Genomic DNA, 12,198 nt, shown 5'->3' with positions numbered 1-12,198 from the left:
CGTTCTGGCGGGCGACGCTAATTCAAGCATTTCACCGGACCTGTCGAGGTCCCTCCGGAGACATCATGTCCAACGCGCTCGCGAGCGCGCCGCTCGATGCGGCCGAGTACATCAGAAGTCACATTCGCACGGTGCCCGACTGGCCGCAGCCGGGCGTGCAGTTCCGCGACATCACGCCGCTCCTGCGCGAGCCGAAGTCGCTGCGCGTGCTGATCGACCTGTTCGTGCAGCGCTATATCGATGCGAAGCTCGATTACATCGCCGGGCTCGATGCGCGCGGCTTCATCATCGGGCCGATCGTCGCGCACGAGCTGAGTGTCGGCTTCATCCCGATTCGCAAGGCGGGCAAGCTGCCGTACAAGCGGATCTCGCAATCGTATGAACTGGAATACGGCACCGCGACAGTCGAGATTCACGAGGATGCGTGCGAGCCGGGCGATCGCGTCGTGATCATCGACGACCTGATCGCGACCGGCGGCACGATGATGGCCGGCAAGCTGCTGCTCGAGCGGCTCGGCGCGGTCGTCGTGGAAGGCGCGGCGATCGTCGATCTGCCGGACCTGGGCGGTTCGAAGCTGCTGTGCGAGGGCGGTCTTGCGCTCTATACAGTGACGAGTTTCGGCGGTCACTGAACCCGGAGGCCGTTACGGCGTGCGCCGTGACGGTCGGCTTTCTAGCCGTACCAGCAGTTAAAGTCGCACAGGCTCCGTTGGCCGCACAAGGCCAACCGGGTTCAACGACATGGCTCACCGCCAGGGCTCACCAGCCGCCCAACCCAGAAGGCCACCACGATGCCCAATTTCCTGCTGTTTCTCGCCACTTCGATTGCGATCACCGTGGCGCCCGGCCCGGACAATCTGCAGGTGCTCGCGCGCGGCATCTCGCAGGGCCGCGCGGCCGGCCTCGTCGCCGCGCTCGGCTTTGCCGCCGGCATCACGTTTCATACGACGCTCGCGGCGCTCGGCGTCGCCGCGCTGCTGCGCTCGTCGCCGCTCGCGTTCGAAGCGATCAAGCTCGCCGGCGCCGCGTATCTGGTGTGGATCGGTATCAAGGCGCTGCGCAGTCAGGGGCTCGCGACCGCGCACGAGCGTGCGCCGCAGCCGCTTTCGGCTGTCTTTCGCCAGAGCGTGCTCGGCAATCTGATGAATCCGAAGGTCACGCTGTTCTTCGTCGTGTTTCTGCCGCAGTTCGTGCAGCCCGGCGGCGCGCAGAGCGTGACCGTGCAGATGCTCGAGCTCGGCGCGCTGTTCATGCTGCAGACCGTCGTAGTGTTTTCGCTGTTCGGCGTGTGCGCGGGGATCATCGGCAGTTGGCTCAGACGGCGGCCGCGTGTCGGCCTGTGGCTCGATCGCGTGGCCGGCGCGACGTTCATCGCGATCGGGATTCGCGTCGCACTGCGCGACTGACGCGCGTCACGCAACCCGTCCGCTTCCGCTTTGCCAGGTTCGCCACGACGGCGGACAGTTTGGAGTTTTCGATGACTTTGCCTTGCATCACCGCCGCGCGCCGCTTCGACGCGACCGCGCATCGGCCGTTTCTGATCTGCGCCGAACAGGTCGGCTGGATTCGCGAGCGCGACGTGCCGCTGCTCGCGCGCTGGCCCGACGTGTTCGAGATCGCGAACTACGGCGTGACGCTCTCCGCCACCTTCGATACCGTCCATCTGCGCAGCGCGGCGCTCGCTTCCGTGATCGGCGCGCTCGCCGCCGATGGCCGCATCCCCGGCTGGCGCAACGAGACCTACGCGATCCGCAATGCGTTCGACGCGCCGCCGCTCGCGTATATCGAGCGCGCGGCGTCGCGCTTCTTCGGCACGATGACCTACGCGGTGCATCTGAACGGCGTCGTAGAATATGCGGAAGGCGGAGCGCCCTTTGGCGGAGCGCCGCAATTGTGGATCGCGCGCCGCAGCGACACGAAGGCCACCGACCCCGGCATGCTCGACAATGTCGTCGCGGGCGGGATCGGCTGGGGCTTCGGTATCGCCGAAACGATCGTCAAGGAGTGCTGGGAAGAAGCGGGCATTCCAGCGGAGATCGCGGCGGGAGCGGTCGCGGGCCGCACCGCGCACGTGCTGCAATCGCTGCCGGAAGGCACACAGGCCGAGCAGATCTTCATCTACGACCTCGCGCTGCCCGCGGACTTCGCGCCGCGCAACCAGGACGGCGAAGTGGGCGAACACCGGCTCGCACGCATCGATGAAGTCGCGCGCTGGATCGAGGAAGGCGCGCTAACCGTCGACGCCAGCCTCGCGACGCTCGATTGCCTGCTGCGCCGCCGCTGGATCGACGAGGACGCGTGCGAGGGTATCGACGCGCTGTTCGCGCCGCCGCCGCTGGGCTAACCGAGGCTCATCGGTCAGGCCCGCCCCGCAGCCAGTACCACTGAAACAAACCACGCAATGAAGAAGGGAGTCACCGAGGTCATGTCGACCGATCACAGCTTTATCCTCAAACTGTCGTGCGCCGACCGGCCCGGCATCGTTCACGCCGTGTCGGGCTTTCTGTTCGAGCGCGGCAGCAATATTCTCGACTCCGCGCAGTTCGGGGACAGCCGCACCGGCGAGTTCTTCATGCGCGTGCATTTTCAACAGGTGGGCGGCGATCCGGGCCTCGACGCGCTGCGCGCGTCGTTCGTGGCACTCGCCGAGCAGTTCGGCATGAGCTGGGAGTTGCACGACGCGAACGTGAAGCCGCGCGTCGTGATCATGGTGTCGAAGATCGGCCACTGCCTGAACGATCTGCTGTTTCGCTACCGCACCGGTCAGCTGAACATCGACATCCCGGCGATCATCTCGAACCACAAGGAGTTCTACCAGCTCGCCGCGAGTTACGACATCCCGTTCCATCACTTCCCGCTGCTCGGCGGCACGCCGGAAGCGAAAACCGCGCAGGAAGCGCGCGTGCTCGAAGTGATCAGCGAGCATCAGGCTGACCTCGTGGTGCTCGCGCGCTACATGCAGATTCTGTCGCCGAACCTGTGCGAGGCGCTCGCCGGGCGCGCGATCAACATCCATCACTCGTTCCTGCCGAGCTTCAAGGGCGCGAAGCCGTACTACCAGGCGTTCGACCGCGGCGTGAAGCTGATCGGCGCGACGGCTCACTATGTGACGACCGATCTCGACGAAGGTCCGATCATCGAGCAGGAAGTCGAGCGCGTGGACCACAGCATGACACCGGAACAACTGACGGCGATCGGTCGCGACGTCGAGTGCGTGACGCTCGCGCGTGCGGTGAAGTGGCACGTCGAGCATCGTGTCGTGCTGAACGGCAGCAAGACGGTGGTGTTCCGCTAAAAATTGCACCGCTAACACCGCGCCGCTCGAGGTCGGCGCGGTCCTTTCCCCGCTTGCGTTACGAACGCGCTGCCGCGCCGCCCGTGCTTTTCCCGAGATTCGCGTTTTGCGCAGAACGGCGGCGCGCGCTCAGCTTCTTCAGCCAGATCAGCAGGCCCGTGACGCTCAGCACGGCCACCGCTACTCCCACCGCGCTGATCAGAATCCGCCCGCCGAGTCCGAGAATGCGCCCCGAGTGCAGCGGATACTGCATCTGCAGGAAGATATCGCCGGCCGTGCCCTGACCGGGAATCCGCGTGGCGAGCCGCTGGCCGGTGGCGGCGTCCCAATACATCCACGGGTTGCCGAGTCCGGCGTCGCCGTGGTCGTTGCCGGCCGTGTAGAAGCCGACGCCATACGCATGCATGAATTCGGCGTAGTAGAGCCCGCCCGGTGGCGCGGCGACATGCATTTCCTTGCCGGCTTGCCCGGCGAGTTCGACGATGCGCTCGCGGCTCAGCACCTGATCGCCCGGTTGCGGTGCGCGCAGGATTTCGGGGTTGCTGAACGGATCGGGCGTCAATGTCGACAGTCGCGACACGATCGGCCGCACCACCTGCGACGACAGATTCATCGAAATCGACGTCAGCGCGACGATCGCCAGCAGGCCCCAGATCCATACGCCTCCGGAGCGGTGCAGATCGAACGTCAGCGCATAGCCGCCGCGTTTCAGGCGGAACGCGAACGACTTGTGCCAGGCCTTCAGGCTCGGAAACGACAGACACAGTGCAATCACGCTATCGAACAGCCACACGATGCCGACGATCCCCATCAACCACGTGCCGATGTCAACGCCGCCGGTGAACGGCAGCTGCAGCGTGTAGTGCAGCTTGTAGATGAACGGAATCAGGTTCAGCCGCGCGAGCGACACGGCGCCCCATTCGCGGCGTCCCTGGATCTCGCCGGTGACGGGATCGACGGCGATCTGGTTGAAGTCGAGCGGATAGGGCTGCTTCGTTGCCGGGTCGGTGCGCGGCAGCACCATCATTTGCAGCGCGTGACCCGGTTCGACCTCGAGCGGCAGATAGGTCACCCGAAGACGCGGATCGGCGGCTTCGACGCGATTCGCCAGTTCGAGGCCGGGCAGCGTCGGCCCAGCCGTGTGAGCCAGGTAGAACGACGGATTCAGCGCGGCATCCAGCGGGTGGTCCCACGCGATGATCGCACCGGTAAGTCCCGCGACGAACAGAAACAGTGCAGTCGCGACGCCGAACCAGCGGTGCAGGCGGACAAGCTGGCGTCTCATGCGCGAGCCGGGCGGAATCGCGGGCGGGAAATCAGCTGAAACGTCACGATGCGGACTGAGCGTAAATAGGAATTGTTCGCATCTTAGGGGGCGGCGCGTTCGGCTGCAAGTTTTCTGTCAGCAGCAGGGCGACGGTGCCGCGTCGCGGGAAGCATAAAAAAAGCGGCGCCGAAGTGCCGCTTTCGCTTCCGTCGCCTGCGTGGACTGCCGGGCGTGCAGGCCGATGAGCGCTAGTGAGCGCTGACTTTGAAGGCCAACCCAGCCCGGCTCACACCAACCGCAAATAAATCAGCTCACGCTTGATGTACGCATAAAAAATCGGTGCCGCAATGACCCCGGCGATACCGAACGCTGCTTCCATCACCAGCATCGCGATCAGCAGTTCCCACGCGCGCGCCTCGATTTGCCCGCCGACGATCCGCGCGTTCAGGAAGTACTCGAGCTTGTGAATCAGGATCAGGAACACGAGCGACATGATCGCCGCCGGAAAACTGACCGACAGCGCGACCGCGACGATGATCGTGTTCGAGATCAGATTGCCGATCACCGGCAGCAGACCCACGATGAACGTGACGAGCACGAGCGTTTTTGACAGCGGCAGCCGGTCGTGGAAGGTCGGCAGGATCACGAGCAGGAAGATCGCTGTGAATACCGCGTTGAGCGCGGAAATCTTCACCTGCGCGAACACGATGCGGCGAAACGCTTCGGCAAAACGCGTGACGCGCGTGACAAACGCCGTGGACAGCGGCAGCCGCTGCATATGCTTCTGCGCGCCGACCGCGATGATCGCGCCGATGATCATGCCGATCAGCACGTGAGTGAACGCGCGCGCGGCGGTCGTGCCGCTTTGCTGCAGCATGTTCGCGTGCGTGTGCATCAGTTCCGCGGCCTTCGTCTTCATCTGTTCGGTGTCGACCGGCAGATAGTTCGCGACGAACTGCGGAATCCTGCCGCGCGCCTGGTCGATCAGTTGCATGGCCTGATCGAGCAGCGCCTGCACGCTGGGCACGTCGTTCTCGAAATGCGAGATGATGCCGAGCGTGAGCCCCGTCAGCGCGCCGACGATCACCGTCGACAGGAGCACCACCGCGAGCCAGCGTGCCCGCCTGCTCGACATGTGGCGCTCGATGCGCGGCGCGATCATTTGCACGAGCTGAAACACCAGCAGCCCGGCGAGCAGCGCGCCGAGCAGCTTCAGTTCGATGACCGCCCACATGCCGAACAGCATCACGACGTAGCTGCCGATCTCGACCGCCGACAGCTTCGGCAGACTCATGTCGCTGGTCAGCCTGACCGGGCGCGGGCGCAGGTCCTGCACCCGATCTTCTTCGCGCGCCTGATTACGCTTGGTCATGGCTTATCCCGTCTCCAAACCTCGATAGTGCAGCGTTATTTTGTGCTGGCGGCGCGCTTGAGCAGCGGCGCCAGATATTGTCCGGTAAAACTGGCCTTCGACTTCGCGATCTGCTCAGGCGTGCCCTGGGCGATGATCTGCCCGCCGCCGGCGCCGCCTTCGGGGCCAAGATCGATGACCCAGTCCGCAGTTTTGATTACATCGAGATTATGTTCGATGATCACGACGGTATTACCCTGGTCACGTAACCGGTGTATGACTTCCAGCAACAGCGCGATATCGTGAAAGTGCAGGCCGGTGGTCGGTTCGTCAAGGATGTATAGCGTGCGACCGGTATCGCGCTTGCTCAGTTCCAGCGATAGTTTCACACGCTGCGCCTCGCCGCCCGATAGCGTGGTCGCCGACTGACCCAGGCGGATATAGCCTAGACCCACGTCCAGCAAGGTTTTCAGCTTGCGCGCGACGACCGGCACGGCCTTGAAGAACTCATACGCGTGCTCGACCGTCATGTCGAGCACTTCGCTGATGTTGCTGCCTTTGTACTGGATGTCGAGTGTTTCGCGGTTGTAGCGCTTGCCGTGGCACACGTCGCACGGCACGTACACATCGGGCAGGAAGTGCATTTCGACCTTCAGCACACCGTCGCCCTGGCACGATTCGCAGCGCCCGCCCTTCACGTTGAACGAGAAGCGGCCCGGATCGTAGCCGCGCTCCTTGGCGGCCGGCACGCCCGCGAACAGCTCGCGGATCGGCGTGAACAGGCCAGTGTAGGTCGCCGGATTCGAGCGCGGCGTGCGCCCGATCGGCGACTGGTCGACGTTGATCACCTTGTCGAAATGTTCGAGGCCCTCGATCGACTCGTACGGCGCCGGCTCCGTGGCCGAGCCGTACAGATGATGCGCGACCGCCTGGTACAGTGTGTCGTTGATCAGCGTCGACTTGCCCGAACCGGACACGCCGGTCACGCAGGTCAGCAAACCTACCGGCAGATCGAGCGTCACGTTGTGCAGATTGTTGCCGTGCGCCTCGACGATGCGCAGATGCCGCTCGTCGGGTTCCTTGCGCTCGTCCGGGTATTCGATCGTGCGCGCGCCCGACATGTACTGGCCCGTCAGCGACGCCGCGTTCTTCTGTATCTCTTTGGGCGTGCCCTCTGCGATCACCATGCCGCCGTGTTCGCCGGCGCCCGGGCCCATGTCGACCACGTAGTCGGCCATGCGGATCATGTCCTCGTCGTGCTCGACGACGATCACCGAGTTGCCGAGATCGCGCAGATGCTTGAGCGTCGAGATCAGGCGGTCGTTGTCGCGCTGATGCAGGCCGATCGACGGTTCGTCGAGCACGTACATTACGCCGGTCAGCCCCGAGCCGATTTGCGAGGCGAGGCGAATGCGCTGCGCTTCGCCGCCCGACAGCGTTTCCGCGCTGCGTTCGAGCGACAGGTAATCGAGCCCGACGTTGTTCAGGAACATCAGACGCGCGACGATTTCCTTCACGACCTTGTCGGCGATCTCGCGCTTCGAGCCCTCGAGGCGCAGCGTCTGGAAGTAGCCGAGCGCATCGCGCAACGGCCAGCCGCTGATCTCGAAGATGCCGCGCGCGTCGCTGTCGGCGCCGATGCGCACGAAGCGCGCCTCGCGACGCAACCGCGTGCCAGCGCACGCCGGGCACGGCTGGTTGTTCTGATACTTGGCGAGTTCTTCGCGTACCGCGGACGAATCGGTTTCGCGGTAGCGCCGCTCCAGATTCGGGATGATCCCTTCGAACACGTGCTCGCGCACCGACGTGCGGCCGCGCTCGTTGATGTACGAGAACGGAATCTCCTGCTTGCCCGAACCGTACAGCAGGATCTTGCGGACTTTCTCCGGCAGGTCCTCGAACGCGGTGTCGATGTCGAAGTCGTAGAACGCCGCGAGGCTCTGCAGCATCTGGAAATAGAACTGGTTGCGCCGGTCCCAGCCCTTCACCGCGCCCGCCGCTAGCGACAGCGACGGATGCGCGACCACCCGTTTCGGATCGAAGAACGTGATCTGGCCGAGGCCGTCGCATTCGGGGCACGCACCCATCGGGTTGTTGAACGAGAACAGCCGCGGCTCGAGTTCCTGCAGCGAATACGAGCAGATCGGGCAGGCGAACTTCGAGCTGAACAGGTGCTCCTTGTCCGTATCCATTTCGAGCGCGATCGCGCGGCCGTCGGCGAGACGCAGCGCCGTTTCGAACGATTCGGCGAGACGCTGCTTCATGTCGGGACGCACGCGCAGACGGTCGATCACGACGTCGATTGTGTGCTTGTCGTTTTTCTTCAGCTTCGGCAGCGAGTCGACTTCGTAGATTTTCGCGGTGCCTTCGTTGGCGGTGCCGCCTCCCGAGCGCACGCGAAAGCGCACGAAGCCTTGCGCCTGCATGTCCTCGAACAGATCCGTGTGCTCGCCCTTGCGATCGCTGACGACTGGCGCGAGGATCATCACGCGCGTTTCTTCAGGCAGTGCGAGCGCCGCGTCGACCATCTGAGACACGCTTTGCGCTTCGAGCGGAATCTCGTGATCGGGGCAGTAGGGTGTGCCGACGCGCGCGAACAGCAGACGCAGATAATCGTGGATTTCGGTGACGGTGCCGACCGTCGAACGCGGATTGTGCGAGGTCGCCTTCTGTTCGATCGAGATAGCCGGCGACAACCCTTCGATCAGGTCGACGTCGGGCTTTTCCATCAGTTGCAGGAACTGCCGTGCATAGGCGGACAGACTTTCGACGTAGCGCCGCTGTCCTTCCGCATACAGCGTATCGAACGCCAGCGACGATTTGCCGGAGCCCGAAAGCCCCGTGATAACGACGAGCTTGTGACGCGGTAGGTCGAGATTGACGTTCTTCAGGTTGTGGGTGCGAGCCCCACGAATACGGATTTGTTCCACGGATTTATTCCATGAACTGCGGAAAGGGAAAGAGGCCAAACCTGCTACTATAACGACTTTTCCAGACCGCCGTTACGGCGTGCTGACAGCGGGAAAGAGGCGTAGCTGGGGCCGTTTTCCGTGAGTACAAGATGCCGCGAGCGTCGGCGGGGACGGTAGGGCACGGGCTTTGCGCATTGCGATGTCTCTTCGGCGCGGACCTGCCGATATGCCGGGGCTAGCCGCCCGCCTGTTCGTCCTGCTCCGCTGTGCCGGCGCTCAAGGCTGTCCCCACGGGCTCGCCGCCCGGTTCATTCAAACAACGCTTCGATGTCCAATCCGTCCGCCATCTCCACACGCATGAGCGCGCCCGAATTGCGCGCGACCGTGTCGCTTGCCGCCATCTTCGCGCTGCGCATGCTGGGTCTCTTCATGATCATGCCGGTGTTCTCGATCTACGCGAAGACCATCCCCGGTGGCGAGAACGTGCTGCTCGTCGGCATCGCGCTCGGCGCGTACGGCGTCACGCAGTCGATGCTCTACATCTTCTACGGCTGGATCTCCGACAAGGTCGGGCGCAAGCCGGTGATCGCGACGGGCCTGCTGATCTTCGCGATCGGCAGCTTCGTCGCGGCGGCCGCGCACGACATGACGTGGATCATCGTCGGCCGGGTGATTCAGGGGATGGGGGCGGTGTCGTCGGCGGTGATCGCGTTCATCGCCGATCTGACCGCGGAGGAACATCGCACGAAGGCGATGGCGATGGTCGGCGGCAGCATCGGCGTGTCGTTCGCGGTCGCGATCGTTGGCGCGCCGATCGTGTTCCACTGGCTCGGCATGAGCGGGCTCTTCACGCTGGTCGGCATATTCGCGATCCTCGCGATTGGTGTGGTGCTGTGGGTCGTGCCCGATGCGCCGAAGCCGGTGCACGTGCGCGCGCCGTTCGCCGAAGTGCTGCACAACGTCGAGCTGCTGCGCTTGAATTTCGGCGTGCTCGTGCTGCACGCGACGCAAACCGCGCTGTTCCTCGTCGTGCCGCGCATTCTCGAAGCAGGCGGGCTGCCGGTCGCGTCGCACTGGAAGGTGTATCTGCCGGTAATGGGGCTGTCGTTCGTGATGATGGTGCCGGCGATCATCGCCGCCGAGAAGCGCGGCAAGATGAAGATCGTGCTGTTGTCGGCGATCGCCCTTATCCTGATCGGCCAGTTGTTATTGGGCGTTGCTCCGCATACGATTCTGAGTGTGGCGGCGATCCTGTTCGTGTACTTTCTCGGCTTCAATATTCTCGAAGCGTCGCAGCCTTCGCTGGTGTCGAAGCTCGCGCCCGGCACCCGCAAGGGAGCCGCGGCCGGCGTGTACAACACCACGCAGTCGATCGGTCTTGCGCTGGGCGGGATGGTCGGCGGCTGGCTGCTGAAGATGAACGGCCAGAGCGCGGTTTTCTTCGCCTGCTCCGGGCTGGTATTTTGCTGGCTTATAATCGCCGCAAAGATGAAACAGCCGCCGCGCAAGGCATAACGCAGCGTACTCGGGGCACTTCCCGAATCATCCAGAACTCACCCGGCGGCGGGCAGAGGCGCTCTTCTGGTCTCGGGCCCGCCGGCCATGAGACGTGAACCGCGTAGTGCCGCGCCGCCTGCAACAGGAATCAACAGGAGAAATTCATGGCATCCGTGAACAAGGTCATTCTGGTCGGCAACCTCGGCGCCGATCCGGAAGTCCGCTATCTTCCGAGCGGCGACGCAGTGGCGAACATCCGCCTTGCGACGACGGACCGCTACAAGGACAAAGCGTCGGGCGAGATGAAGGAAGCCACCGAGTGGCACCGCGTCGCGTTCTTCGGCCGCCTGGCGGAAATCGTGGCGGAATATCTGAAGAAGGGCTCGTCGGTGTACCTTGAAGGGCGCATCCGCACGCGCAAGTGGCAAGCCCAGGACGGCACCGATCGTTACTCGACCGAGATCGTCGCGGAACAAATGCAAATGCTCGGCGGCCGAGGCGGCGCTTCGATGGGTGGCGGCGACGAAGGCGGTTATAGCCGTGGCGAGCCGTCGGAGCGTAGCGGCGGCGGTGGTGGTCGCGGCATGTCGTCGGGCGGCGGCTCGCGTGGCGGCAGTGGCGGTGGCGGTGGCGGCGCGAGCCGTCCGAGCGCGCCGGCTGGCGGCGGCTTCGACGAGATGGACGACGATATCCCGTTCTGATCGTTCCGGCTCAATGCCGACCCGGCCAGCGTCCCGCTGATCGACACAACGAGAAAGGCCCGTTTTCTGTGAAGAAAGCGGGCCTTCTGTTTGCCGGCATTTTTTACGTTACACGCGCGCACGGAGCCTGCCTGCCCGCCGAAAGTCACCTGCTCAAATGCTCCAACGTGTCCCGCAACGGCAGACTCGAAATCACGATCGGCCCGGTGAACGGCGTATCCAGATCGACGATCACATAAACCGCCGAAGCAATCGACACCGCTCCCAGCGTGATCGTCACCAGCGCCAACGCATTGCGCGGCGCGATCAACCCGAAGCTCAGAAAGATCACGCCTAGCCAGAACGTCAGCGTCCAGAAGAACGGCTGCGAAATCGAGCTGTGCGCTTCCTCGATGATCTTCCAGCGCGCGTCGATGACGCGCCGGTACTGAATCAACGCGTCATCGAGCGCGCGTTGCTGCAACGCATCCTGCGTGCGCAGTTGTCGCAATTGCCTCCCCACCGTGGTCAGCATGTCGCCCAGACGGACGTTTTCGAGTTGCTGCGAATTGTCGGGTGAACCGAGATCGCGCGGGTAGTCGCCGCTCGGCGCGGGCTCGCGCGGCCACGTCGACGCGATCGCCGCCGCTGTGTACTGGCGCAACAGGCGCCGCGACTCGTCGGCCGCGCTGCCGAGCTCACGCAGCGTCGTGTCGAATTCGATCAGCTCGGCCGCATAGGTGCGCATATCGTTCGACGCCGTATCGAAGCTCGATTTCGCCGATGCCGTCATCAAACCCAGCACCAGCGCGGCGAACGTCACCAGCATGCCGATCACGAGCTGCACGAGCTGTACGGTCTCGTGCGCCTTGTGCTCCTCCGGCAGCAGCGGCCGCACCCCGACGCCGAGGCCGGTGGCGATCAGCAGCAGCGCGAACACGAGTACGGCCGAACCGATTTCCGACATGGGCGCGCTCCGGACGGGAAGGGGCTTCGACAAAAGGGCTGCAGCAACCGGCTTCGAGACTCCATTGATGTAACGCAAGCGGGGCGAGCGATCAACCATAAAGTTTTCGACCGATACGCCGTTGTCCTCAATGTGCTGTTTGCTTAATTTTCAGACAAGTTGCGGACCGGGCCGAACGGCGTGGGCGCAGCCTGCGTGGCCATGCAGCTATCGTCAACGATACGGAACC

10 protein-coding genes are annotated in these 12,198 nt (G+C 64.1%); 6 read left to right on the top strand and 4 right to left on the bottom strand.

What is annotated here, in order from left to right:
* The first annotated feature begins 65 nt into the window (after positions 1-65).
* The 4 genes from AB3X94_RS10365 to purU all read left to right on the top strand — a co-directional run bounded on the left by AB3X94_RS10365 (position 66) and on the right by purU (position 3,295).
* Positions 66-632 carry an adenine phosphoribosyltransferase gene (locus tag AB3X94_RS10365; RefSeq protein WP_176109612.1) on the top strand — a complete coding sequence of 189 codons (567 nt, stop codon included), beginning with the start codon at positions 66-68 and terminating at the stop codon, positions 630-632.
* A 159-nt stretch (positions 633-791) separates the two neighbouring features.
* Positions 792-1,406, top strand: coding sequence for a LysE family translocator (locus AB3X94_RS10360; RefSeq protein WP_176109611.1), 615 nt, complete (start codon positions 792-794; stop codon positions 1,404-1,406).
* Between the two features lie 71 nt (positions 1,407-1,477).
* Positions 1,478-2,344, top strand: a complete 867-nt coding sequence (locus tag AB3X94_RS10355) for a DUF4743 domain-containing protein (RefSeq protein ID WP_368611458.1) — start codon at positions 1,478-1,480, stop codon at positions 2,342-2,344.
* A gap of 81 nt (positions 2,345-2,425) precedes the next feature.
* Positions 2,426-3,295 carry a formyltetrahydrofolate deformylase gene (purU, locus tag AB3X94_RS10350; RefSeq protein WP_176109609.1) on the top strand — a complete coding sequence of 290 codons (870 nt, stop codon included), beginning with the start codon at positions 2,426-2,428 and terminating at the stop codon, positions 3,293-3,295.
* A 58-nt stretch (positions 3,296-3,353) separates the two neighbouring features.
* Here purU and AB3X94_RS10345 read toward each other — a convergent pair whose 3' ends face one another.
* The 3 genes from AB3X94_RS10345 to uvrA all read right to left on the bottom strand — a co-directional run bounded on the left by AB3X94_RS10345 (position 3,354) and on the right by uvrA (position 8,843).
* Positions 3,354-4,580 (bottom strand): PepSY-associated TM helix domain-containing protein, encoded by a 1,227-nt coding sequence (locus AB3X94_RS10345; protein WP_368611457.1) that lies wholly within the window; start codon positions 4,578-4,580, stop codon positions 3,354-3,356.
* A 268-nt stretch (positions 4,581-4,848) separates the two neighbouring features.
* A complete protein-coding gene (locus AB3X94_RS10340; protein ID WP_176109607.1) occupies positions 4,849-5,934 on the bottom strand; it encodes an AI-2E family transporter in 1,086 nt (361 codons plus the stop codon).
* Between the two features lie 35 nt (positions 5,935-5,969).
* On the bottom strand, positions 5,970-8,843 hold the full coding sequence (gene uvrA, locus AB3X94_RS10335) for an excinuclease ABC subunit UvrA (RefSeq protein WP_176109606.1): 2,874 nt from the start codon (positions 8,841-8,843) through the stop codon (positions 5,970-5,972).
* A gap of 309 nt (positions 8,844-9,152) precedes the next feature.
* Here uvrA and AB3X94_RS10330 point away from each other — a divergent pair, with 309 nt between their 5' ends.
* Together AB3X94_RS10330 and AB3X94_RS10325 are read left to right on the top strand one after the other, a co-directional pair.
* Positions 9,153-10,340 (top strand): MFS transporter, encoded by a 1,188-nt coding sequence (locus AB3X94_RS10330; protein ID WP_368611456.1) that lies wholly within the window; start codon positions 9,153-9,155, stop codon positions 10,338-10,340.
* Between the two features lie 146 nt (positions 10,341-10,486).
* Positions 10,487-11,023, top strand: coding sequence for a single-stranded DNA-binding protein (locus tag AB3X94_RS10325; RefSeq protein ID WP_176125051.1), 537 nt, complete (start codon positions 10,487-10,489; stop codon positions 11,021-11,023).
* Between the two features lie 145 nt (positions 11,024-11,168).
* Here the strand turns inward: AB3X94_RS10325 and AB3X94_RS10320 are convergent, their stop codons facing one another.
* Entirely contained in the window at positions 11,169-11,969 is an 801-nt protein-coding gene (locus AB3X94_RS10320) for a hypothetical protein (RefSeq protein ID WP_176109603.1), read from the bottom strand.
* Positions 11,970-12,198 lie beyond the last annotated feature (229 nt).

The organism is Paraburkholderia sp. BR10923 (genome assembly GCF_040948765.1).
GTDB classification, from domain to species: domain Bacteria; phylum Pseudomonadota; class Gammaproteobacteria; order Burkholderiales; family Burkholderiaceae; genus Paraburkholderia; species Paraburkholderia youngii.
Note: the sequence above shows the minus strand (reverse complement) of the source record. Positions and strands in the feature narration are given on the sequence as shown.

Bases quoted from the DNA above. Each gene is read 5' to 3' on its own strand.
- AB3X94_RS10365 (WP_176109612.1), top strand. From the start codon at position 66: ATGTCCAACGCGCTCGCGAGCGCGCCGCTCGATGCGGCCGAGTACATC.
- AB3X94_RS10360 (WP_176109611.1), top strand. From the start codon at position 792: ATGCCCAATTTCCTGCTGTTTCTCGCCACTTCGATTGCGATCACCGTG.
- AB3X94_RS10355 (WP_368611458.1), top strand. From the start codon at position 1,478: ATGACTTTGCCTTGCATCACCGCCGCGCGCCGCTTCGACGCGACCGCG.
- purU (WP_176109609.1), top strand. From the start codon at position 2,426: ATGTCGACCGATCACAGCTTTATCCTCAAACTGTCGTGCGCCGACCGG.
- AB3X94_RS10345 (WP_368611457.1), bottom strand. From the start codon at position 4,580: ATGAGACGCCAGCTTGTCCGCCTGCACCGCTGGTTCGGCGTCGCGACT.
- AB3X94_RS10340 (WP_176109607.1), bottom strand. From the start codon at position 5,934: ATGACCAAGCGTAATCAGGCGCGCGAAGAAGATCGGGTGCAGGACCTG.
- AB3X94_RS10330 (WP_368611456.1), top strand. From the start codon at position 9,153: ATGTCCAATCCGTCCGCCATCTCCACACGCATGAGCGCGCCCGAATTG.
- AB3X94_RS10325 (WP_176125051.1), top strand. From the start codon at position 10,487: ATGGCATCCGTGAACAAGGTCATTCTGGTCGGCAACCTCGGCGCCGAT.
- AB3X94_RS10320 (WP_176109603.1), bottom strand. From the start codon at position 11,969: ATGTCGGAAATCGGTTCGGCCGTACTCGTGTTCGCGCTGCTGCTGATC.